Origin of the sequence: Actinomycetospora lutea (genome assembly GCF_028737205.1) — a bacterium.
GTDB classification, from domain to species: domain Bacteria; phylum Actinomycetota; class Actinomycetes; order Mycobacteriales; family Pseudonocardiaceae; genus Actinomycetospora; species Actinomycetospora lutea.
Genome location: NZ_JAQZAL010000015.1, coordinates 74,615 through 97,182, shown reverse-complemented (window position 1 = coordinate 97,182; position 22,568 = coordinate 74,615). Strand labels below are relative to the sequence as shown.

The following is a 22,568-nucleotide window of genomic DNA, read 5'->3' as shown; positions in this document are numbered from 1 at the left end:
CGTGGCCAGCCACACCATCACGTCGCGCACGCCCGGCGTCTTCTACCACCGGCCCTCGCCCGACGCGGATCCGTACGTGACGGAGGGGGCGTCGGTGTCCGAGGGCGACACGGTGGGGCTCGTGGAGGTCATGAAGACGTTCCACGAGGTCAAGGCGGACGCCGCAGGCACCGTCAGCCGCTTCCTCGTCGAGAACGAGGACGAGGTGACGATCGGCCAGGACCTGGTCGAGCTGGAGACGTGAGGGCACGAAGCGGAGCGGAGCCGCCCCGTCCGGGGAGCGGGGGCCTGGGGTCGGTCCTCGTCGCCAACCGCGGCGAGATCGCCCTGCGCGTGGTGCGGGCGTGCCGGGAGCTCGGCATCCGCGCGGTCGCCGTGTACTCCGACGCCGACGCGTCGGCCGCGCACGTGCGGATGGCCGACGAGGCGGTGCACCTCGGCAAGTCGGCCGCGTCGAAGAGCTATCTCAACGGGGACGCGGTGCTGAAGGCCGCACGCTCGGCGGGTGTCGACGCGGTGCACCCCGGCTACGGCTTCCTCTCCGAGCGCCCCGCGTTCGCGGCGGCGGTCGAGGAGGCGGGGCTGACCTTCGTGGGCCCGCCGTCGTCGGTGATCGCGACGATGGGGGACAAGGCCGCCGCCCGGGCGCTCGCGCGGTCGGCGGACGTGCCGGTCGTGCCCGGCAGCGACGAGGTCGCATCCGTCGAGGACGCCGTCGCCGCGGCCGAGGAGGTCGGCTACCCGGTGCTGGTCAAGGCGTCGGCGGGCGGGGGCGGGCGGGGCATCCGTCCGGCCGCGACCGCCGACGAGCTGCGCACCGTGGTGGTCGAGGCCCAGCGCGAGGCCTCGTCGGCGTTCGGGTCGGACGCGGTCTACGTCGAGCGCGCGCTGCAGGGCCCCAAGCACGTCGAGGTGCAGGTCCTCGCCGACACCCACGGCAACGTCGTGCACTGCTGGGAGCGGGAGTGCTCGCTGCAGCGCCGGCGCCAGAAGATCCTCGAGGAGGCGCCGGCCCCGGGCCTGGCCCCGGCGGTGCGCGAGGGTCTGTGCGAGGCGGCGGTGCGGCTGACCCGCGAGGTGGGCTACGTCGGCGCGGGGACGGTGGAGTTCCTCGTGGAGGGGGACGAGTTCTTCTTCATCGAGATGAACACCCGCATCCAGGTCGAGCACCCGATCACGGAGTGGGTCACGGGGCTCGACCTCGTCGCCGAGCAGCTGCGCATCGCCGGCGGCGCGGAGCTGTCCGTGAGCCAGGACGAGATCGTCTGCCGTGGCGCGTCGATCGAGTTCCGGGTGAACGCCGAGGACCCCGACCAGGACTTCCTGCCCTCTCCGGGCGAGGTCACCGGTCTCGAGCTGCCGGGCGGGCCGGGCGTGCGCGTGGACACCGCGCTCATGGCCGGCGACGCGGTGCCGCCGTTCTACGACTCGCTCGTCGCCAAGCTCGCGGTATGGGCGCCGACGCGCGAGCAGGCCCTGGCGCGCGGGCGCCGGGCCCTCGCGGAGTACCGCGTCGACGGCCTGCCGACCACCATCGGCCTGCACCGCCGCCTGCTCGACGAACCGGCCGTGGTCGACGGGACCTACGACATCACGACGCTGGAGAGCTGGTTGGCGGAACGGTCGCGGTGAACAGGTAGTAGCCGATCGCGCCGAAGAGCCGGTCGTCGCGGTGCAGGGCGTCGACGGTGGCCGTCCAGCGCCGGCCGTCGTCCGCGGCGATCGCGCCCGCAGTGGCCGCGGCCTCGCCGATGCCGGCGAAGTACTGGGCGGCGAGGTCCGGGGAGAAGATCACCATGCGGCTCTCGACCTCGACGTCGGTGAACCCGAGGTCGAGCAGCTCGCCGCGCAGGTCGCGCACCAGGCGCGGGTTGACGACGGCGTTGTCGGCCTCGTGGGCGAGCACGGCGCGGACCAGCGCGGCGTCGGGGACGTTGACGGTGTTGGTGTCGAAGTCGGGCTCGATGATCGCGATCCGCCCGCCGGGACGGGTCACGCGGACGAGCTCGGCGAGCGCGCGGTCGGGCGCGTCGAGGTAGATGAGCACGCGCTCGGCGCGGGTGACGTCGAAGGCGTCGTCGGGGAACGGCAGCTGCTGCGCGTCGCCCGGGAGGAAGTCGACGTCGAGGCCGGCCGCGGTGGCGCGGCGGCGGGCCTCCGCGATGAAGTCGGCCGACAGGTCGATCCCGGTCACGGCGCCGCCCGGCGCCACGAGCCGGGCCAGCCGGAGCGTCTCGAGGCCGAAGCCGCAGCCGACGTCCAGGACGCGGCGACCCGGCGCGGTCCCGGTGCGCTCGCGCGCGAGGACCTTGAGCTCCTGCAGCAGCGGCAGCGCGTCGAACGCCACGAGCGCCGCCTCGTAGGTCGACTCGGCGGAGTGGTCGATGTCGGTGAAGTCGTGCAGCGAGATCGCCGGCGCGTCGGGCTGGGGCGTGTCGTGGGCGGCCACGGCTCCTCCGGAGGTTCCTCGGTGACGTGGGTCACGCTAGCGTCGTCGGGATGGGCACGGACCTCGTCGACCCGGTCGTCACGTCGTTCCCGGCGGCGTCGTGAGCGGGCTCGGGGTCGGCCTGACGCCGATGGAGACCCGCCGCGAGGTTGTCGTGCACCTGGCGCAGCGCGCCGAGGAGCTGGGCTACGCCACCTTCTCGGTCGCCGAGGCGTGGGGGTGGGACGTCGGCGTCCTGCTCGCCGAGGTGGCCGGGGCGACGGAGCGCATCGGTCTCGGCGTCGGCGTGATGAACACGTGGGGCCGCAGCGCCGGCACGATCGCGATGCTCGCGGCGAGCCTGGACGCGGTCTCGGGCGGGCGCTTCCGGCTCGGGCTGGGCGCGGGGAGCCCGGCGCTCGCCGAGGGCCTCCACGACGTCCCGTTCGACCGGCCGGTGGAGCACCTCGCGGCCGTCACGGTGCAGGTCCGCCGACTGCTGCGCGGCGAGCGCCTCGAACCGACGACGGGCGCGAAGGGCCTGCGCCTGGGCGTCCCGCCGTGCCCGCGCGTGGCCCTGCACCTCGCCGCCCTCGGACCCCGCTCGATCCGGCGGGCCGGCGCGCTCGCCGACGGGTGGGACCCGTTCTTCGTGCCGGTGTCGGGCCTCGGGCGCCTCCGGGACGGCCTGCGGGAGGGCGCGGCGCACGCCGGCCGCGAGGACGTCCCCGTCGTGTGCCCCGCCGTCCCCGCAGCGGTGGCCGACGACCCGGACCTCGCCCGGGCGACGGCGTCCTGGTGGGTGGCGTTCTACCTGACGTCGATGGGCCCGCTGTACCCGGCGACGGTGCGCGCCCACGGGCTCGGCGAGGCCGTCGACGCGGTCGTGGGCGCCAACCCGACGGGGCGCACGACCGAGGTCCCGGCGGGCGCGGACGTGCTCCTCGACGAGCTCACGGTCCACGGCGACGCCGCGCAGGGACGGGCCGCGCTGGAGCGCTGGCGGGCCGCCGGCGCCGAGGAGCCCGCGATCGTGCTGCCGCCGGGGCGCCCCGTCGACGAGCTCGACCACATGCTGGAGGCGCTGCGCCCTCAGCCCCGCAGCAGCTGAACCGCCGGGACCCGCTCGACGCCCAGGCCGTCGAGACGGCGCACCAGCGTCTCGCCGATCTCGACCGCGTTGGGCCGGTCGCCGTGCAGGCAGATGGTGTCGACCTCGACGTCGAGGCGCTTCCCGGACGTCGACGTCACGTGCCCCTCGAGCAGGTCGACGGCCTGCTGCGCGACGGCGTCCGGGTCCTTCGCCTTGGGCTCGGGCTCGACGATGATGTGGCCCTCATCGGTGTACTCGAGGTCGGCGAATCCCTCGCGGGCGACCGTCGCGCCCAGCGAGCGGGCGAGCTCCGCGGTCGGCCCGGCCAGCCAGAAGATCAGCAGGCCGGGGTCGAGGCGCAGGACGGCCTCGGTGATCGCCGAGGTGATGTCCGGGTCGGTCAGCGCCATGCCGTAGAGCGCGCCGTGCGGCTTGACGTGCACGACCTCCGCGCCCTCCGCGCGGGCCGTCGCCTGCAGCGCGCCGGTCTGGTACAGCACGAGCTGCGCGGCCTCGTCGGGACGCAGCGCCATCCGCCGGCGCCCGAAGCCGACGAGGTCGGGCAGCCCGGGGTGGGAGCCGATCGCGGTGCCGGTCGCCACGGCCGTGCGCACCGAGTCGCGCATGGTCACCGGATCGCTCGCGTGGTAGCCACAGGCGACGTTCACCGAGGTCACGTGGGCCATCAGCTCGCTGTCGTGCCCGAGCTTCCAGCGTCCGAGGCTCTCGCCGGCGTCGGCGTTGAGGTCGACTCGCGTCTTCATGATCTCCTCCTCAGGCGCCCGGGGCGGCCGGCACCGGGGTCTCGACGGGCAGGTCGTCGAGCCCGGCGCGGATCGCCTGCGCGAGCAGGTCGATGTCCTCCTGCCCGACGATCAGCGGCGGCGACACGGCGACACCCTTGCCGAGCCCGCGGACGAGCACGCCCGCCTTCCGCACCGCCCGCAACAGGACGTTGGGCGCGTCGGTGACCCCGTCGAGGACATCCTGCTCGAGCTCCACCGCGGCGAGGAAGCCGAACCCGGCGCGCACCTCGTGCACGTACGGGTGGGACGTCAGCGGCGCGAGCGCCTCGAACAGCGGCATCTCCAGCTCGCGCCCCCGCTCGATGAGGCCCTCGCCCTCGTAGATGTCGAGGGTCGCGAGGCCCGCCGCGCAGGCCGTCGGGTGCCCCGAGTAGGTCGGGCCGTGGCGCAGCGTGCGCTCGCCCGGGGTGGTCCACCACGGCGCGGCGACCTCGCCCGAGACGATCACGCCGCCGAGCGGGAGGTAGCCGCTGGTGACGCCCTTGGCGAAGACGACCATGTCGGGGCGCACGTCGAAGCGCTCAATGCCGAACCACGTGCCGAGCCGCCCGAAGGCGCAGATCACCGCGTCGATCACGAGCAGCACGCCGTGGCGCCGGCACAGCTCCGCGACGCCCTCGATGTAGCCGTCGACGGGCAGGTGCACGCCGCCGGCCCCCGTCACCGGCTCGATGACGAACGCCGCGATCCGCTCCGGCCCGACCTCGGCGAAGGCCTTCTCCACGCCGTCGAGGTCGTGCAGCGGGGCGACCGTGTTCTCGCCCGCGAGCACCCCCCAGCCCTCGCGGTTCGGCGGGATGCCGGTGATCGAGGTCCCGTAGCCGTGGGTGCCGTGGTAGCCGGTCTCGCGCGAGATGACGTGGACGCGCTGGTTCTCGCCGCGCGCCTGCCAGTAGCTGCGGGCGAGCTTGACGGCGGTGTCGATGCCGTCGGCGCCGCCGGAGCCGAAGAAGACCCGCCCGTCGTCGACGGGGGCGAGGGCGGCCAGGCGGTCGGCCAGCTCCAGGGCGGGGCGGTTGGCGATGTCGGCGAAGCACGAGTACGCCTCGAGCTTCGTCATCTGGGCCATCGCGGCCTCGACGATCTCGCGGCGACCGTGGCCGACGTTGCAGTACCAGAGGCTCGCACAACCGTCGAGGTACGCGCGCCCGGCCTCGTCGTAGACGTAGGCGCCCTCCCCCCGGTCGACGACGAACTCGTGGCCGTCCACGGCCGCCATGTCGGAGAACGGATGCCACAGGCGGGTGCTCATGGCCCGGATTCTCCGGGTTCCGCGGGCTCGGCGGGAGGGGGTGGACCACTCGGTGCTGATGATTGCCCTGTCCGCGGAACGAACGACCCGCACGGTGCTGGGCGCCCGGCCGGTGGGAGATCGAGGCCGCGCGCCGGAGCTGGGGTGCTCTCGTCAGAGAAGTGCTCCGATCCGCGCGGCGATCTCACCGACGTCGTCGAGGGCCCCGCCGGCGACGTCCATGACGAGCTGGAACACGGCGTCCTGGTCCGGTCGCGGCGGCCGTCACCGGGATCGTCGGGTAGGCGTCCTCTCTCCGGACCGTCGTGGCCCCTCGGTTCGCATCGACCGCCGTCGGGCGGGGACCCTGGGCACCGTGACCGGAGCCGACACGCTGACCACCGCCACCGAGACCGTCGACGCCGTCGTCGTCGGCGCCGGGCACAACGGCCTCGTGGCGGCGAACCTGCTGGCTGACCGCGGCTGGTCGGTCCGCGTGCTCGAGGCGTCCGACGCGCCGGGCGGGGCGGTGCGCACCGAGGAGATCACCGCACCCGGGTGGCGCAGCGACCTGGGCAGCGCCTTCCACCCGATGGGTTACGTGTCGCCGGTGCTGCAGGGCCTGGGCCTCGACGCCTACGGCCTCGCCTGGCGCCACGCCCCGGCCGCGCTGGCCCACGTGCTGCCCGACGACCGCGGCGTGCTGATCTCCCGCGACCTCGACGTCACCGCCGCGTCGCTGGACCGCTTCGCGACCGGGGACGGCGACGCCTGGCGCCGGCTGGCCGACGAGTGGCAGCGGCTGCGCGACCCCCTCATGGCCGCGTTCCTCGGGCCGTTCCCGCCGGTGCGCGACGCGACGCGGGTGCTGCGCACGCTCGGCGGGCCGGACGCGCTGCGCCTGGCGCGGCGGATGCTGCTGCCGGCGACGCGGTTCGGCGAGGAGGAGTTCCGCGGCGAGGGCGCGCGGGTGCTCGTCGCCGGCAACGCCCTGCACACCGACCTCGCCGTCACCCAGACCGCGAGCACCGCGTTCGGCTGGCTGCTCTCGATGCTCGCCCAGGACGTCGGGTTCCCGGTGCCCGCGGGCGGCGCGCGGTCGATCACCGACGCGCTCGTGGCGCGCCTGGCCGACCGCGGCGGGACCGTCGCCTGCCACCGTCCCGTGACCCGCGTCCTGGTGGAGGACGGCCGGGCCGTCGGGGTGGTCGACGCCGCGGGCGGGCTCGTGCGCGCCCGGCGGGCGGTGCTCGCCGACGTGCCCGCGCCGACGCTGCTCAGCGACCTCGTCGGGCACGAGCACCTGCCCGCCCGGCTCGTCGACGACCTCGCCCGCTTCCAGTTCGACGACGCCATCCTCAAGGTCGACTGGGCGCTGTCGTCGCCGATCCCGTGGACGGCGCCGGAGGCCCGGGAGGCGGGCACGGTCCACCTCGGCGGCGACGTCGCCGGGCTCGTCGACTTCGGCGCCGACCTCGCCACCGGCCGGATGCCCGCGAACCCCTTCATGCTGCTCGGGCAGATGACGCTGTCCGACCCGCTGCGCTCGCCGCCGGGCACCGAGTCGGTCTGGGCGTACACGCACCTGCCGCACTTCCGCGCGCTGACCGACGCGGAGGTCGACGAGCAGGTGCGCCGCATGACCGCGGTCATCGAGCGCCACGCGCCGGGCTTCGGCGAGAGCGTCGTCGCCCGCGTCGTGTCCGGCCCCGGCGACCTCCAGGCCCGCAACCCGTCGCTCGTGCGCGGCGCGCTCATGGCCGGGACCGCGCAGATCCACCAGATGCTGGTGTTCCGCCCGACGCCGGGCCTCGGCCGTCCCGACACCCCCGTCGACGGGCTCTTCCTCGCCGGCGCCACGGCGCACCCGGCCGGCGCGGTGCACGGCGCGCCCGGGGCGAACGCGGCACGGGCGGCGCTGGCGCGCGCCGGGCGTCTCGGGCGGGTCTACGCCGCCGGCATCCGCGCCGGTCAGCGCCTCGTCTACGGCGCCGCGGACTCCCGCGGCAGGGTTCTCGCCGGCAGGTAGTCGCCGATCAGCTCGCGGTGCCACCACGCCCCGGTCTCGCGGCGCTCCGCGCGGGTGGTGAACCGGTAGCGGTACAGCCGCGCGCGGACCCACGCCGGGCGCTCGCCCTGGAACGGGTCGCGACGCAGGAGGCGCAGGGTCGGCGCGTCGGCCGCGAGCAGGCGGTCGAGCAGCGCCGGCAGCCAGGAGCGGGCCATCCGGGGGGCGAGCGGCGCGAACCACATCAGCCAGTCGAGACGCCGGTGGTAGGGCGCGACCTGGGGCGGGCGGCGGTACGGGTCCCCGGGCTTGGCGCGGAAGTCGTACTCGCGCCAGACGACGGTGTCGGGGGAGTCGCCGCCCGCGGGGTCGTCGGTGCCCTCGAGCACCACCTCCTCGCGCTCGCGGGTCACCGAGCCGAACGCGCCGTAGCTGTTGCCCAGGTGCACGGGCGTGATCCCGGCGTTCATCAGCTGGCGTCCGCTGGCCATGTTGAGCACCGGCCACACCGACAGCGCGAGCATCAGCAGCGTCACCGCGAGGACGACGACGGCGAACCACGTCGGGATCGGGCCGGGTGCCGGGAGCGGGAGCCGCCACCAGGAGTCGTCCACGGCCGCGAACGCCAGCGAGATCGTCAGGAGGTTCAGCCAGGCGAAGTTGCCGCTGCTGACCAGCCAGCCCTGGGTGACGACGACGACCGCGGCGGCGATCGACGCCACCGGCTGCGGCGCGAAGAGCAGGAAGGGGACGCCGAGCTGGGTGACGTGGTTGGCGACGACCTCGACGCGGTGCAGCGGGCGGGGCAGGTGGTGGAACCACCAGCTCGTCGGGCTCGGCAGCGGCTGGGTCTCGTGGTGGTAGTCGAGGCAGGTGAGGTCGCGCCAACAGGGGTCGCCGCGCATCTTGATCAGCCCGGCGCCGAACTCGACGCGGAAGAGCAGCCAGACCAGCAGCCACAGGATCGGTGCGGGCGGCGCGACGTCGGCGGGCCCGAGGAACGTCACGAGGAACCCGGCCTCGAGCAGCAGCGACTCCCAGCCGAAGCCGTACCAGACCTGGCCGACGGTGACGATCGACAGGTACAGCACCCACAGCAGGCTCCACAGCGCGATCCCCGCGCCGAGCGGGAGCACGTCGGTGGCCCCGGCGAGGGCGGCCACCGCGAGGACGAGGCCCGTGCCGGCGACGAGGCGGAAGAGCGTGTCCGAGTAGCGCAGGTGGAACAGGCTGGGGTGGCGCCGGAACGACGTCCGCGCGAGGAACCGCGGGATGGGCGTCAGCCCGCGCTCGCCGATCAGCGGGCGGAACTGCGCGAGTGCGACCGTGAACGCGAGGACGTACACCAGCGCGACGAGGTGTTGGACCACCCAGCGGGCGGTGACGTAGTCGAGCGCCCCGAACCGGTCGAGCATCGGGACCTCCCTCCGGCGTGGGCCGACGGATTACCCGCTGCGCCGTCCGGACGATGCCCTCGGGCGTGTCGCGCCGGCGAGCGTGTGGCGATCCTGGCGTCACACGCCAGCGATGCCGCATCGCTCGCACACAAGTGTGCGCACCCGGCCCCCGGCTGGTCAGGCCAGGGCGGCCGCCAGGATCGCGTCGGCGTCGAGGTGGTGGTGGGCCCACGAGTCGGCGAGGTCCGATGACCGCCCGAAGTCGGTGACGCCCAGGTGCGCCGCCCGGACGCCGTGCACCGAGGCCAGGAACGCGAGCGTGTGCGGGTGGCCGTCGAGCACCGTGACGAGCTTCGCCGCGCGGTCGGCGGGGAAGGCGGCGTCGAGGATCCAGCTCGGCGCGGGCTCGGTGGGCCCGGTCGCCGCGGTGCGGGCGCGCAGCGCCCGGAAGAGCCGGTCGGGGCTGGTGACCACGACGACGTCGGCGCCGACGCCCTGCGCACCGAGGCGCTCGGCGGCGGCCAGCGCCTGGCCGACGAGCGGGCCCATCGCCGCGATCGTCACCTGCGGGGTGCCCGCGGCGCGGCGCAGCAGGTAGGCGCCGGCGACGACCTCGCGCCGCCGCTGCGCGCGGGCGGCGGGGTCGGCCGGGACGGCGGCGAGGCTCTGGTCGACCGGCACGGTGGACAGGCGCAGGTAGGTCGACGAGCCGCCGGGACGCCCGAGGCGGGAGAGCCCGTCGAGCAGGCACCAGCCGACCTCGACGCCGAACGCCGGCTCGAACGCCACGCAGCCGGGCTGCTCCAGGCCGATCGAGGGCGTGGTGATCGACTGGTGCGCGCCGCCCTCGGGCGCCAGCGACACCCCGGACGGCGTGCCGACGAGGATCGACTGCCCGCCCGCGTACATCCCGAACGCCCACGGCTCGAGCGCGCGCGAGACGAACGGGTCGTAGAGCACCCCGATCGGCAGCAGCGGCTCGCCCCACCGCGACCAGGTGGCACCGAGCTCGCCGAGCAGCCCGACGAGGTTCGTCTCGGCGATCCCGAGCTCGATGTGCTGGCCGCTGGGCAGCTCGTGCCAGTGCAGGATCGTCTCGGCGTCGTCGGCGAACCAGTCGCGGCGCTCGTGCGGCGACCACGACCCGACCTTGTTCAGCCAGCCGCCGAGGTTCGTCGAGGACGTGACGTCCGGGCTGACCGTGACGACGCGGCGGGCGGCGTCGGGGGCCGAGCGGGTGAGGTCGAGCAGCGCGCGCCCGAGCGCCTGCTGGGTGTGCCCGGTGCCCGTGGGGGTGCGCTTGAGGTCGTCGGGGACCGCGGGCGGCGCGACCGGCGTGACGGGCGAGCGGTGCAGCCGCTCCGCGGTCCGGCGGCACAGCTCCGCGGCCGCACCCTCGGGCAGCGGGGCCCAGGGGTCGTCGAGGTCGGTGCCCAGGCCGGTGGCCAGCGCGCGCATCTGGGTCTCGGTGAGCAGGCTGGAGTGGTTCTGCGGGTGGCCCTGCGTCGCGAGCCCGTAGCCCTTGACGGTGTAGGCGAAGATCACCGTGGGGCGGCTGTCGTCGATCGCGTCGTAGGCGTCGGCCAGCGCGCCGAGGTCGTGGCCGCCGAGGTTGCGGATCGCCGCGTGCACCGCGCCGTCGTCGACGTCGCGCAGCAGCGCCGCCACCGCCTCGGCGTCCGGGCCGTCACCGGGCAGGCGCTCGCGCAGCTGCAGCGGGGTGCAGCGCAGCAGCCGCTGGTACTCGGGATTGGTCATCTCGTCGATCCGCCGGCGCAGCGCCTCGCCGCCGGGCCGCGCGTAGAGCTCGGCGAGCAGGCGCCCGTACTTGACGGTGATGACCTGCCACCCGGCGGCGCTGAACAGGCCGTGCAGGCGGGTGGCGGAGATGTCGGGGACGACGCGGTCGAGACTCTGGCGGTTGAAGTCGACGATCCAGCAGACCTCGCCGAGCTCGCGCACCATCGGGTCGAGCACGGCCTCCCAGACCGCGCCCTCGTCGAGCTCGGCATCGCCGACCAGCGAGAACTGGCGCCCGGACCCGGCGGCACCACCGAGCCCGTCGACGTAGCGGCGCGCGATCGTGCCCCAGATCGGGGCGGTGGCGCCGATGCCGACCGAGCCGGTGGAGTAGTCGACGGGGTCGGGGTCCTTCGAGCGCGAGGGGTAGGACTGCAGGCCGCCCGCGGCGCGCAGCGAGGTCAGGTACGACGCGTCGAGCTCGCCGAGCAGGTGGTTGATCGCGTGCAGCACCGGCGAGGCGTGCGGCTTGACCGACACCCGGTCCTCGGGGCGCAGCGTGTGGAACCACAGCGCGGTCATGATCGAGACGATCGACGACGACGAGGCCTGGTGGCCGCCGACCTTCAGGCCGCTCGGGTTGGGGCGCACGCGGTTGGCGTGGTCGACGATCGCGGTGGCGAGCCAGAGCACCCGGTCCTCCACCGCTTGCAGCGCCTCGCGCTCCGGCTCCCCGCCGGACAGCGGTGCGGGGGCGGGACGGGTGGATGTCATCGATCTGCCTCCGGGTCCACGGCCGTGTCCACTTCGGTGCCAGAAGCGTTCGTCATGGGCCCGAACTGCGCAAGCGGGGTCGACGGGCGTGAGCACTATGGTCAGCGCGTCCGTGCCGTCGGCCCCGGGGAGTGAGCAGGATGGAACCCGTCGACGCCGTCGACGCGCGCCTGCTCCAGGCCCTCGCCGAGGAACCGCGGGCCACGGTCGTCGCGCTCGCCGAGCGTCTCGGCCTCGCGCGCAACACCGTCCAGGCGCGCCTGACCCGGCTCGAGAGCCGGGGCGTCCTCGGCGACTTCGCCCGGCGCATCGACCCGGCCGCGCTCGGCCACCCGCTGCGCGCCTACGTCACCACGCGGGTCGACCAGCGCCGGCTCGCCGAGGTCACCGAGGCGCTCGCCGGCATCCCCGAGGTGGTCGAGGTGGTGGGGCTCGCGGGCGACGACGACCTGCTCGTCCAGGTCGTCGCGAGCGACGCCGACGCGCTCTACACGATCGCCGGCAGCCTGCTCGCCGTCCCGGGTGTCGAGCGGACCTCCACGGCGCTCGTGATGCGCCAGCTCGTCCCGTTCCGCCTCGACCCGCTCATGTCGCGCCGGGCCTCCACGTGAGCGAAATTCCCGGCTATAGCCGGGAATTTCGCTCACATGGGCCGGTCAGCCCAACGTGAACGGGTCGCGGGTGCCGCCGGTGAGCTCGACCCAGACGGCCTTGGTCTCGAGGTAGGCGTCGATGCCGTGCACGCCGTTCTCGCGCCCGATGCCCGAGTCGCCGAAGCCGCCGAACGGCACGCTCGGCGCCACCACGCGGTAGGCGTTGATCCACACCGACCCGGCCCTGATCTTCGCGGCGACCCGGTGCGCGCGGTGCACGTCCTTGGTCCACACCGCACCCGCGAGCCCGTAGGGGGTGTCGTTGGCGAGCTTGATCGCGTCGTCCTCGTCGGTGAAGGTCACCGCGGCGAGCACGGGGCCGAAGACCTCCTCGCGGAACACCGTGTCGGTCGGCTTCACCGAGAGCACGGTCGGCTGGACGAAGTAGCCGCCCAACGACTCCTCCGACGACCCGCCGTACGCGATCGTCGCGCCCTCCTCGCGCGCCGTGGACAGGTAGCCGACGACCTTCTCGTACTGCATCTTGTTGGCCACCGGACCCATCTCGGTGTCCGCGCCGAACGGGTCGCCCAGCTTGATCTGCGAGGCGCGCTCGGCGACCAGGCGCACCAGCTCGTCGTGCACGTCCTCGTGGACCACCAGCCGCGAGCCGGCCATGCACGTCTGTCCGGTGGCCGCGAAGACGCCGGCGACGAGCCCGTTGGCGGCGGCCTGCAGGTCGGCGTCGGGGAACACCACCTGCGGCGACTTCCCGCCGAGCTCGAGGGTCGCGGGGTGCAGCTTCTCGGCGGCCGCCGCGGCCACCTTGCGCCCGGTCGCCGTCGACCCGGTGAACGCGACCTTGTCGACGCCCGGGTGCGCGGCGAGGTGCGCGCCGACCGAGCCCGAGTTCGCGGTGACCACGTTGACCACGCCGTCGGGGATGCCCGCCTGCGCGATCAGCTCGGCGAACCCGAGCGTCGAGGCCGGCGCGTGCTCCGAGGGCTTGACGACGATCGTGCAGCCGGCGGCCAGCGCGGGCGCCACCTTCCAGCTCATGAGCAGCAGCGGCGAGTTCCACGGGGTGATCGCCGCGACCACCCCGACCGGCTCGCGGCGGGTGTAGACGAGGTAGTTCGGGTTCGGCGAGGGGATCTGCGCGCCCTCGATCTTGTCGGCCAGCCCCGCGTAGTAGTGGTACCAGCCGCCCAGGCCCTGGAGCTGCCCGAGCATCTCGCGGTAGAGCTTGCCGGAGTCGTTGACCTCCAGGCGCGCCAGCCGCTCGGCGTTCTCGGTGATCAGCTCGGCCAGCTTGCGCAGCCGCGCGGCGCGGGCGAAACCGGTCATCTGCCCCCACTCGCCGTCGAGGGCCGCGCGGGCGGCGCCCACGGCGGCGTCGATGTCCTCGGTGCCGCCGTCGGGGATCTCCGCCCACGTCCGGCCGGTGTAGGGGTTCTCGGTGGCGAACGTCCGCCCCGAGATCGCGCCGGTCGGCTTGCCGCCGATCAGCATGGACAGCTGCTCGAGCTCGCTCACGAATGCTCCTGGTTCAGCCGGGGAAGCCGCCGGCGCGCGGCAGCAGGGCGGGGACGGTGTAGCCGAGCTGGTCGGAGAGGAAGCCGGCGATGGGCAGCAGGGACTCAAGGTCGAGGCCGGTCGGGTGGCCCATCCGGTCGAGCAGGTAGACGAGGTCCTCGGTGGCGATGTTGCCGGTCGCCGCCGGCGCGAACGGGCAGCCGCCGATGCCGCCGTTGGACGAGTCCAGCCAGTCGACGCCCCACTCCAGGGCGGCGACGGCGTTGGCGAAGCCGGTGTTGCGGGTGTTGTGGAAGTGCGCCCGCACCAGCGCGTCCGGTGCCACCGCCCGCACCCCGTCGAGCAGCGTGCGGACCTGGGTGGGGACGCCGACGCCGATCGTGTCGGCGATCGCGATCTCCTTCGCCCCCGCCGCCGCCCCCCGGCGGGCCACCTCGACCACGCGGTCCGGGTCGACCTCGCCGTCGAAGGGGCAGCCGAACGACGTCGCGATCGTCAGCGAGGCGAACAGGTCCCGCCCGGCGGCCTCGGCGAGGACCTCCTCCGCGACCGCGGTCAGCGCGTCGGTCGTCGAGTTCTGGTTGGCCTTGGCGAACCCGTCGGAGGCCGGGACGACGACATTGACCTCGTCGACGCCGGCCGCCACCGCCCGGTCGTACCCGCGGCGGTTGAGCACCAGCCCGATGTAGGACACCCCGTCGGCGCGGTCTCGATGGTCCGGCTCCGCTTCGCTGCGCGTCCCGCGGAGGCCCTCCATCACCGCCTCGGCGTCGGCCATCGCCGGCACCAGCTTCGGGTGCACGAACGACACCGCCTCGATGCGCCGGGCCCCGGCGGCGACCGCCCGCTCGATCAGCTCGATCTTCGCGCCCGTCTCCAGCAGCGCCCGCTCGTTCTGGAGCCCGTCGCGCGGGCTCACCTCCACGATCCCGACCACGGGCCCGATCCTGCCCCTCAACCGCGGACGGCGGCCACCACCGCGGCGTGCTCGCGCAGCGTCGCGGCGGGATCCTCGCCACGCTGGCGGCCCATCCCGCAGTACTGGGCGACGCCGAAGTCCGCGAGGTGCCGCGACGCCGTGACCTGGCGCCGGCGCAGCCCGTCCTCGCCGTCGATCGGCAGCACGATCCCCAGGAAGATCCGCGAGTCGGGGGCGTCCAGGTCGGCGAGCGGGGCGAAGAAGCCGTCGTCCTCGCTGCGCAGGTAGCGCGGGCCCGCGAGGTGCACCCAGTCCAGCGGGCGCCCCGCGTGGGCGACGGCGTGGTTGGCCATCCGCACGATCAGGCCCATGTCCCGCGCCTCGAACATCGGCCACTCGGGGAACGTGCCGTAGCAGAGGTGCAGGCCCATGAGGACCTCCTCGGGCACCCGCGGCGCGAGCCGCGACCACGGCCCGGCGAAGCGCTCCCACGCGTCGCCCTCGGTCCACGCGACGACGCCCTCGATGTCGATCACCTCGTAGGCGAGGTCCCACTGCAGGGCCAGGTCGCCCGCCGGGATCACCGCCAGCAGCTCGTCGATCGACCGGGCCCAGAGGTCCTCGAGGGCCGGTCCGACCAGCGCCCAGTCGCGGGCGTAGGCGTCCTTGAACGCGCCGGTGAACACGCTGGACGGGAACGGCAGCCCGACCTGGAATCGCAGGTGCGACGGGATCACGCCCTCGGCGCGCAGCGCGGCGAACCGCTCCCAGGACGCGAGGGTCTCCGCGACGCGCGGCCAGGCGTCGAAGCGCAGCTGCTCGACCCCGTCGCGGACGGTGAGCCGCGCGGTGTCGTAGGCGTGCCGCGCCCGACCGGTCGGGGACCCGGTGGGGGCGAGCACGGTGATGTCGGGGTGGGGCTCGAGCAGCGTCGTGCGGTCGTAGCCGACCCAGGCGCCGCGGGGCCCGGACTCCCCGTCGGGCAGGGCGGCGACGCGGTCGGCGAACAGCTCGGCACCCCGGCGGAAGCCCTCGTCGGTCGAGTCGACGGGCAGGCTCCCCACCAGCAACAGGTCGCTGTCCACGCGTCGGGTCATGGCGGGCTCCTCCTCGGGCACGGGGGACGGGACGGGCACGGGACGGGGGCGCGGTCGGCGCGCCGAGGTCATCGGGCAGCATGTCACCGCTGCACCCGCGGAACCGCTCGTCGCCTGCCGATCACCGGTCGGGTGATCTCCGCGGACGCCCGCGCGTGCCGCCGGGGGTGATCGGTCACCCATCGGTGGACGCTCGGGCACGAGGACAATGAAGGGGTGAGCGCGACCGTGACCTCCGCACCGGCGGGACTGGCGGGCGCCTCCCCACGCACCCGCAGGGTCCTGCGGATCCTCACCGCGCTCGTGGTGGCGGCCGCGATCACCACCGGCATCGTCATCGTGTGGCCGACGGTCAAGGACGCCGGCGCGGCGCTGATCGGGGCCGACCCGATGTGGGTCGCGGTCGCCGTCGCGTGCGAGGCCGGCGCGCTGGTCGCGTTCTCCCTGCTGCACCACCGCCTGCTCGTGGCCGCGGCCGTCCGGGTCTCGCTCGGCGCCGTCACGATGGCCACGCTCGCGGCCAACGCCCTGCACCTCACCGTGCCCGGCGGTGCCGCGCTGTCGACGGCCTACACCTACAGGCGGCGCCGCGCCTGGGGCGCGACCGGGCCCGCGACGACGTGGACGATGGTCGCCGGCGGGGTGGCGGCCAGCCTCGCGCTCGCCGCGATCGCGCTCGGGTCGGCGCTCGTGGTCGGCGGCCGCCCGACCTCGCTGCCCTGGATGATCTTCCAGATCGTCGGCGTCGCCGCGCTGGGCGCCGGCGTGATCGTGGTCGCGAAGCGGCCGGGCCTGCTCGTCACGGCCGGGTCGTGGGGGCTGCGACTGGTCAACCGGGTGCGCCGCCGGCCCCGCGAGGACGGCGTCGCCGAGCTCGCCGAGCAGATCGCCGCGCTCCAGTTCATCGAGCTGCGCGGCAGGGGCCGCCTCGTCGTCGGCACCTCGGCGCTCGCGAACTGGATCCTCGACATCACGTGCCTCGCGGCCTGCTGCGTCGCCGTCGGCGCCCGGGGCATGACGCTCGCGCTGGTGCTCGTCGCCTACGCCGCCGCCACCGCCGCCTCGAGCGCCGCGTTCCTGCCCGGCGGTCTCGGGCTCGTCGACGGCGCATTGCTCGCCGCGCTGGTCGCCGGCGGTGTCCCCTCCCGTCCCGCCCTCGCGGCGGTGCTGCTCTACCGCCTGGTCAGCTTCGTCGGGGTCGCCGTCGCGGGCTGGGTCGCGTGGTTCGTCATCCACGCCAAGGAGACCCCCTCGGCGGAGGCCGTGGACGAGCTCGATGCCGCGCCGTCCGAGGGCGGATCCGCCGCCTCCGACGCCGGGGACACCGGCGAGATCGACGTGGCGGGCCGGGGTCACCGACCCCGCTGACGTCCCGGTCCAGCCGGCGCCCGCTGCGCGGAACCGCTGGTCAGAGCTCCGCGGCGGCGCCGACCGAGTAGTGCGGGCCCGCGCTGTGACCCGCTACTCATGTCCTCGACCCGCATCGGTGGGCGTCCGCCCCGGCGGACCGAGTAATCCCCGAGCAACCCCGGTGGGCATCGAGTAGTGCGCTGCTCATGACGGGGTCTCCCGGCGCCAGCAGTCTTGTGCCCAGACCGAGACAGCGGGCCGGCACACCGGTCCTCCCGGAACGGAAGGAGACCGACATGACCATCCCCGCGAACCCCGCGAACGTCCCGATGCAGCCGTCGGGCGACCCGGCGAGCGACATCGCCCCCGCGCCGGCGGCCACCGGTGGCACCGGGACCGCCCCGGCGCCCGCCCCCACCACCCCGGACCCCAACGCCCCGGACCCGAACGCGCCGGACCCCAACGCCCCGGACGGGACCGGGGGCACCGACGGCACGGGCGGCACCGACGGCACGGACGGGACCGACGGCACGGACGGCACCGACGGGACCGACCCCGACGGCGGGTGGAACCAGCAGCCCTACCCGCCCGGCACCGGCGACATCAAGCCCGACTGCCCGCCGTACGACAGCTGCGCCACCTACGTCGAACAGGGCTGTCTGCCCCGGGACTACAACTGCCCGATGCACGCGACGTACTGCCCGCCCGACTGCGGGTACCTGTACGACAACCTCGAGCCGTCGGGCCACTACGGCGACCCGTACGAGTACGACCCGGTGTGGAACCCGCACTGCTACCACGAGGTCCACAACCCCTGGGGCTTCCACCCGGTCGAGAACCCCTACTGCTGGCACCCGCACTACAACCCGGGCTGCTACCACCCGGTGCACTGCCCCGAGGGCTACAACCCGGACTACTGCCCGGACGCCCCGCGGCCGCCGCACTGCCCGGACCCCGAGGAGTGGTACCAGACCCACCCCCACCCGAGCCCCGTGCCGCCCCCGGTCGTCCCGCCGCTCCCGCCGATCGACGAGGAGGGCAACCCCACGCCGACGCCGGGCCTCCCCCCGGAGACCCCGCCGGAGGGCACGGGTGGTGAGACCACTCCGCCGGAGGGCACGGGCGGTGAGACCACTCCGCCGGAGGGCACCGGTGGCGCGACCACTCCGCCGGAGGGCACGGGCGGTGAGACCACCCCGCCCGAGGGCACGGGCGGTGAGACCACTCCGCCGGAGGGCACCGGTGGCGAGACCACCCCGCCCGAGGGCACCGGTGGCGAGACCACCCCGCCCGAGGCCTCGGGTGGCGAGACCACCCCGCCCGAGGGCACGGGCGGTGAGACCACCCCGCCGGAGGGCGCCGGTGGCGAGACCATCCCCGTGGCGGAGGAGACGCTGGAGACCCAGCCGTTCCCCGCCGAGACCCCCGTCGGCGAGTCGGAGCTCGAGCCGCAGTCGACCGACGGCGGCCTGGTCTTCCACGGCAACGGCAACGGCGGCGACAGCGGCTCGTCCACCGAGGAGCCGGTCGAGGAGCCGGCGAGCAGGTCGGGCGGCGTCGAGGAGCAGCAGCAGGAGCAGCCGGTCCTCGAGACCGTCGGCGCCGGCGGCGGCAGCGACTCGGGGGGCGGGTTCGACGACGGCGGGTTCGAGTCCGGTGGAGGCGGCTTCGAGTCGAGCGGCGGCGGCAACGACGGCGGCGGTTCGGACAGCGGCGGCGGGTCGGACAGCGGCGGCGGGTCGGACGCGGCCGACGGCTGATCCACCTCCGGGGGCCCGGCACCGACGGTCCGGCACGGTCATCGCGACCGTGCCGGACCGTCGTGCGCGCGGGTCCCCGCGCGTCGGCACGACCCACCGACAGACATGAGTAGTCGCTACTCATGACGATCACGTCCCAGCGGCGGAGGCTGGCGCCCGGGACAGGGGACGGGAGAGGGCATGGCGGTCCAGCAGCAGCAACAGAAGACGCAGAGCGCCGCTGCGCGCCACGCCGCCGAGACGATCGACATGGCGATCAAGGGCGCACAGGCCTACGAGCGCGAGGACCTCGTCGCCCGGCTCCGGGGCGCCAAGCAGATCCTGAGCGACGGGTCGATCACGGTCCACGTCGTCGGCGAGTTCAAGCAGGGCAAGAGCTCGCTGATCAACGCGCTGCTCACCGCGCCCATCTGCCCGGTCGACGACGACGTGGCCACCGCGGTGCTGACCGAGGTGCGCTACGCCAAGACCCTGTCCGCGAGCGCGGTCTTCGAACCGACCGCCGGCGCGTCGGGCGCCGGGTGGAACGAGACGATCGCCCCGTCGGACGTCCCGCAGTACGCCTCCGAGTTCGGCAATCCCGGCAACAGCCGCAACGTCCGCCGCGTGACCGTCGGGCTCGACCGCCCGATCCTGTCCAGCGGCCTCGTCCTGGTGGACACCCCCGGCGTGGGCGGGATCGGATCCGGCTCGAACGCCTCGACGATCAGCTCCCTGCCCCGCTCGCACGCGGTGCTCTTCGTCAGTGACTGCTCGCAGGAGCTCACGGAGAGCGAGGTGTCGTTCCTGCGGACCGTGAAGGAGCTGTGCCCGACGGTCCTGTTCGTGCTGACCAAGACCGACCTGTACCCGAACTCGGCCCGCATGCTCGAGCGCGATCGGCAGCACCTGCAGCGGGCGGGGATCGAGATCGACTCGCTCGCGGTGTCGTCGGAGGTGCGCTCGCTGGCGGCCAGCACGATGAGCAAGGACCTCAACAACGAGTCCGGCTTCCCCGCCCTGATCGCGAGTCTCAACGAGGTCGTCGCCGGCGGCGAGAAGCTCGCCCTCGACGCGGCGATCACGCACGTGCACTCCGCCGTGGAACAGATGGAGGTCGTGGCGCGCGCCCGCCTCGCGGCCCTGGCCGACCCGCAGCGGTCGGCCGCGCTCGTCAGCGAGCTCACGCGCGCCAAGGAGCAGGCCGACGCGTTGCGCGAGCGCTCGTCCAAGTGGCAGTCGGTGCTGCAGGACGGGTTCGCCGACATCTCGTCCGACGTCGACTTCGACCTCCGGCAACGCACGCGGATCGTGGTCCACGAGGCCGAGAAGTCGATCGACGAGGGCGATCCCGCGAAGAACTGGGAGGAGTTCGAGGCCTGGCTCCGGCAGCGGCTGGCCGGGGAGGCGCTGGAGAACTACGCCATGTTCGTGAACCGGGCGAAGGAGGTCGCCATCGCGGTCGGCCAGCACTTCGACATCGCCGAGTCGCAGGTGGTGCGCGCCCGCGAGGTCGCGGCGCCCGTCGAGCTGCTCGACGGGCTCCGGGCCGACGCCGGCTTCGCCGAGAAGAAGGCCAAGGGCGCCGGGATGGCCGCGTTCCAGAAGTCCTACAGCGGGTTCCTCATGTTCAACATGCTGATGTCGCTGACGGGGCTGCCGGTGCCGTTGGCGCTGGGCGTCGTCCCGGGCCTGCTGCTCGGCCGGATGGGGTGGAAGGAGGAGCAGAAGCGCGCCCTCGAGAAGCGCCGCTCCGAAGCGAAGAACGCGGTGCGCCGGTTCGTGGACGAGTTCAACATGCACTTCGGCAAGGACTCGCGGGACGCGATCCGGCACGTGCAGCGCGAGCTGCGCAACGCCTGGTCGCAGCGGGTGACCGAGCTCCAGCGCTCGTCGACGGAGGCGCTCGCCGCGGCCCAGGAGGCCGCCAAGAGCAGCGAGTCCGACAGCGGCGCCCGGTCGCGCGCCGAGACCGACCTCCAGTCCCTCGCGAGCCTCAAGGCGCGCGTGGAGGACCTGTCCGCGCACCTCGAGCGCACCCGCGCGTCGGGGCTGTCGGCCGGTGCGGCGACGCCGGCCGCAGCCCCTCCCGCGAAGGCCGTGACATGAGCCCCGGTGACCGTCCCCGCCCCGGGCCGTACGGGGCGCCGCCGTCGCGGAGCCCGGGACATCCCCCGGGCCCCGGCGGCCCGGCAGGACCCGGACGCCCCGGCGGCCCCGGCGGCCGGCCGGGGCCCCTCGGACCGCCGGGTCCCGCCGGCCCGGCGCACGGCTTCCCGCCGTCGGGCCCCTTCCCGCCGTCGGGGCCCTTCCCGCCGCCCGGACGACCGGCCGCGCCACCCCCGGCCACGCTGCTGCCCCGCGTGCGGGGCCTCGTCCAGCAGGCGATGGACATCTACGCGGGCGGCCCCGCCCAGCCAGGTCTGCAGGCGGCGGCGGCCCGCCTCGAGGAGCCCCTGCGGGTGGCGATCGCCGGCCGGATCAAGTCGGGGAAGTCGACGCTGCTCAACGCCCTGGTCGGCCAGGAGCTCGCCGCCACCGACGCGGGCGAGTGCACGCGCGTGGTCACCTGGTACCGCGACGGCCACACCTACCGGGTGATGGCCCACCCGCGGCAGGGCCCGCCGCGCCAGCTGCCGCCCGGACCGTCCGGGGGGCTGCTGGACAGCGACCTGGGCGGGATGCGCGCGCAGGACGTGGAACGCCTGGTCGTCGACTGGCCCTCGCCCGCGCTGAAGACGATGACCCTGATCGACACCCCGGGCATGGACTCGCTGACCACCGAGCTCTCCCGGCGCACCGAGTCCGCGCTCACCGAGCAGGGCGGCGGCCCGAGCGCCGCCGACGCGGTCGTCTACCTGATGCGCCACATCCACACGTCCGACGTCCGGTTCCTCGAGACCTTCCGGGACGACCCCACCGAGCGCCGGCCGATCAACACCCTCGGCGTGCTGGCCCGCGCGGACGAGGTCGGCCACGGACGCCCCGAGGCCCTCGAGAGCGCCGCGCGCGTCGCCGAGCGCTACCGCGTCGACCCCCGCGTGCAGGCGCTGTGCCAGACGGTCATCCCGGTGGCGGGCCTCCTCGCGTCGACCGCCGCCACCCTGCGCGAGGACGAGTTCCGGGCCATCGAGCGCCTCGCCGAGGCGCCCGAGGACGACGTCGAGCAGATGCTGCTGACCGCCGACCGCTTCGCGAACCGCGAGATGCCCGACCTCGACCTGTCGCCCGCGCGGCGCGCGGCCCTCCTCGACCGCTTCGGCCTGTTCGGCATCCGGCTCTCGGTGCGCCTGCGCTACACCGGCGTCGCCGGCACCGCGGGCGCGCTGTCGCGCGAGCTGCTCACCCGCAGCGGGCTGCAGCCCCTGCGCGAGGCGCTGCTGAGCCGCTTCGCCGGGCGGGCCGAGGTGCTCAAGGCCCGGTCGGCGCTGCTCGCCGTCGAGGCGACCATCCGGCGCTACCCGGTGCCCGCGGCCCAGCACCTCCTGCACGATCTCGAGATCGTCACCTCGGGGGCCCACGAGTTCGCGGAGGTCCGCCTCCTCGACGGCATCCGCGTCGGCTCCCTCATGCTCACCGACACCGAGCGGGAGTCCGCGGAGCGCCTGCTGGGCGGCGGCGGGGTCGAGGTCTGGCAGCGGCTCGGGGTCGAGCCCGACACCCCCGCGAGCGAGATGCAGCGGGTGGCGCGCGCGGCGCTCGCCCAGTGGCAGCGCCGCGCCGAGCACCCCGCGTCCGCGCGCGACGTCCGCCAGGCCGCGCGGGTCCTGGTGCGCACCTGCGAGGGCCTGCTCGTGGGCGCGCTCGGTTCGTGGTGACCCTTGGCCATGAGCAAGCCGTCGCCGGCCCGCACCGGA

At 74.7% G+C, this 22,568-nt stretch carries 17 protein-coding genes; 9 read left to right on the top strand and 8 right to left on the bottom strand.

The window, feature by feature from the left end:
• Position 1: 1 nt before the first annotated feature.
• Both PHK61_RS17585 and PHK61_RS17580 read left to right on the top strand, forming a co-directional pair.
• Positions 2-244 (top strand): acetyl-CoA carboxylase, encoded by a 243-nt coding sequence (locus PHK61_RS17585; protein ID WP_274282304.1) that lies wholly within the window; start codon positions 2-4, stop codon positions 242-244.
• Positions 241-1,632, top strand: a complete 1,392-nt coding sequence (locus PHK61_RS17580; RefSeq protein ID WP_274282303.1) for an acetyl-CoA carboxylase biotin carboxylase subunit — start codon at positions 241-243, stop codon at positions 1,630-1,632. The genes PHK61_RS17585 and PHK61_RS17580 overlap by 4 nt, the downstream gene beginning before the upstream one ends.
• Here the strand turns inward: PHK61_RS17580 and PHK61_RS17575 are convergent.
• Positions 1,592-2,449: a methyltransferase domain-containing protein gene (locus PHK61_RS17575; protein ID WP_274282302.1), complete on the bottom strand. Its 858-nt coding sequence runs from the start codon at positions 2,447-2,449 to the stop codon at positions 1,592-1,594. The genes PHK61_RS17580 and PHK61_RS17575 overlap by 41 nt on opposite strands.
• Before the next feature lie 100 nt (positions 2,450-2,549).
• On the opposite strand from PHK61_RS17575, the gene PHK61_RS17570 reads away from it, so the two are divergent.
• Positions 2,550-3,539 carry an LLM class flavin-dependent oxidoreductase gene (locus PHK61_RS17570; RefSeq protein ID WP_274282301.1) on the top strand — a complete coding sequence of 330 codons (990 nt, stop codon included), beginning with the start codon at positions 2,550-2,552 and terminating at the stop codon, positions 3,537-3,539.
• On the opposite strand, the gene PHK61_RS17565 is transcribed toward PHK61_RS17570, so the two are convergent.
• Both PHK61_RS17565 and PHK61_RS17560 read right to left on the bottom strand, forming a co-directional pair.
• Positions 3,521-4,285, bottom strand: coding sequence for a LamB/YcsF family protein (locus PHK61_RS17565; RefSeq protein WP_274282300.1), 765 nt, complete (start codon positions 4,283-4,285; stop codon positions 3,521-3,523). The two genes, PHK61_RS17570 and PHK61_RS17565, sit on opposite strands and share 19 nt — an antisense overlap.
• A gap of 10 nt (positions 4,286-4,295) precedes the next feature.
• The gene (locus PHK61_RS17560; protein WP_274282299.1) at positions 4,296-5,579 is read right to left on the bottom strand and encodes an aminotransferase family protein; all 1,284 of its coding nucleotides are present in this window, start codon (positions 5,577-5,579) and stop codon (positions 4,296-4,298) included.
• A 355-nt stretch (positions 5,580-5,934) separates the two neighbouring features.
• On the opposite strand from PHK61_RS17560, the gene PHK61_RS17555 reads away from it, so the two are divergent.
• Positions 5,935-7,587, top strand: a complete 1,653-nt coding sequence (locus PHK61_RS17555; RefSeq protein WP_274282298.1) for a phytoene desaturase family protein — start codon at positions 5,935-5,937, stop codon at positions 7,585-7,587.
• Here the strand turns inward: PHK61_RS17555 and PHK61_RS17550 are convergent.
• The gene (locus PHK61_RS17550; RefSeq protein WP_274282297.1) at positions 7,542-8,981 is read right to left on the bottom strand and encodes a lipase maturation factor family protein; all 1,440 of its coding nucleotides are present in this window, start codon (positions 8,979-8,981) and stop codon (positions 7,542-7,544) included. The two genes, PHK61_RS17555 and PHK61_RS17550, sit on opposite strands and share 46 nt — an antisense overlap.
• Before the next feature lie 159 nt (positions 8,982-9,140).
• Positions 9,141-11,477, bottom strand: coding sequence for a transketolase-like TK C-terminal-containing protein (locus tag PHK61_RS17545; RefSeq protein WP_274282296.1), 2,337 nt, complete (start codon positions 11,475-11,477; stop codon positions 9,141-9,143).
• A 140-nt stretch (positions 11,478-11,617) separates the two neighbouring features.
• Here PHK61_RS17545 and PHK61_RS17540 point away from each other — a divergent pair, with 140 nt between their 5' ends.
• On the top strand, positions 11,618-12,088 hold the full coding sequence (locus tag PHK61_RS17540) for an Lrp/AsnC family transcriptional regulator (RefSeq protein WP_274282295.1): 471 nt from the start codon (positions 11,618-11,620) through the stop codon (positions 12,086-12,088).
• Between the two features lie 45 nt (positions 12,089-12,133).
• On the opposite strand, the gene PHK61_RS17535 is transcribed toward PHK61_RS17540, so the two are convergent.
• From PHK61_RS17535 to PHK61_RS17525, 3 genes are read right to left on the bottom strand one after another with little or no spacing between them, the layout of a single operon-like run.
• Positions 12,134-13,606, bottom strand: a complete 1,473-nt coding sequence (locus PHK61_RS17535; protein ID WP_274282294.1) for an aldehyde dehydrogenase — start codon at positions 13,604-13,606, stop codon at positions 12,134-12,136.
• A gap of 13 nt (positions 13,607-13,619) precedes the next feature.
• Positions 13,620-14,543, bottom strand: a complete 924-nt coding sequence (locus tag PHK61_RS17530; RefSeq protein WP_274282293.1) for a hydroxymethylglutaryl-CoA lyase — start codon at positions 14,541-14,543, stop codon at positions 13,620-13,622.
• Between the two features lie 17 nt (positions 14,544-14,560).
• Positions 14,561-15,622, bottom strand: a complete 1,062-nt coding sequence (locus PHK61_RS17525; protein ID WP_274282292.1) for a hypothetical protein — start codon at positions 15,620-15,622, stop codon at positions 14,561-14,563.
• Between the two features lie 216 nt (positions 15,623-15,838).
• Between PHK61_RS17525 and PHK61_RS17520 the strand changes: the two genes are divergently transcribed.
• From PHK61_RS17520 to PHK61_RS17505, 4 genes are all read left to right on the top strand, one after another.
• Positions 15,839-16,990 carry a lysylphosphatidylglycerol synthase transmembrane domain-containing protein gene (locus PHK61_RS17520; RefSeq protein WP_274282291.1) on the top strand — a complete coding sequence of 384 codons (1,152 nt, stop codon included), beginning with the start codon at positions 15,839-15,841 and terminating at the stop codon, positions 16,988-16,990.
• A 278-nt stretch (positions 16,991-17,268) separates the two neighbouring features.
• Positions 17,269-18,732 carry a hypothetical protein gene (locus tag PHK61_RS17515; protein ID WP_274282290.1) on the top strand — a complete coding sequence of 488 codons (1,464 nt, stop codon included), beginning with the start codon at positions 17,269-17,271 and terminating at the stop codon, positions 18,730-18,732.
• Between the two features lie 180 nt (positions 18,733-18,912).
• A complete protein-coding gene (locus PHK61_RS17510) occupies positions 18,913-20,820 on the top strand; it encodes a dynamin family protein (RefSeq protein WP_274282289.1) in 1,908 nt (635 codons plus the stop codon).
• Positions 20,821-21,074: 254 nt separating this feature from the next.
• Complete coding sequence (locus PHK61_RS17505; RefSeq protein ID WP_274282288.1) at positions 21,075-22,529, top strand: dynamin family protein; 1,455 nt, start codon at positions 21,075-21,077, stop codon at positions 22,527-22,529.
• Positions 22,530-22,568: the final 39 nt, after the last annotated feature.

What these genes read in the sequence shown, in the direction of transcription:
- PHK61_RS17510 (WP_274282289.1), top strand. Translation starts at nt 18,913, where the DNA reads ATGGCGGTCCAGCAGCAGCAACAGAAGACGCAGAGCGCCGCTGCGCGC.
- PHK61_RS17565 (WP_274282300.1), bottom strand. Translation starts at nt 4,285, where the DNA reads ATGAAGACGCGAGTCGACCTCAACGCCGACGCCGGCGAGAGCCTCGGA.
- PHK61_RS17545 (WP_274282296.1), bottom strand. Translation starts at nt 11,477, where the DNA reads ATGACATCCACCCGTCCCGCCCCCGCACCGCTGTCCGGCGGGGAGCCG.
- PHK61_RS17550 (WP_274282297.1), bottom strand. Translation starts at nt 8,981, where the DNA reads ATGCTCGACCGGTTCGGGGCGCTCGACTACGTCACCGCCCGCTGGGTG.
- PHK61_RS17560 (WP_274282299.1), bottom strand. Translation starts at nt 5,579, where the DNA reads ATGAGCACCCGCCTGTGGCATCCGTTCTCCGACATGGCGGCCGTGGAC.
- PHK61_RS17525 (WP_274282292.1), bottom strand. Translation starts at nt 15,622, where the DNA reads ATGACCCGACGCGTGGACAGCGACCTGTTGCTGGTGGGGAGCCTGCCC.
- PHK61_RS17515 (WP_274282290.1), top strand. Translation starts at nt 17,269, where the DNA reads ATGACCATCCCCGCGAACCCCGCGAACGTCCCGATGCAGCCGTCGGGC.
- PHK61_RS17540 (WP_274282295.1), top strand. Translation starts at nt 11,618, where the DNA reads ATGGAACCCGTCGACGCCGTCGACGCGCGCCTGCTCCAGGCCCTCGCC.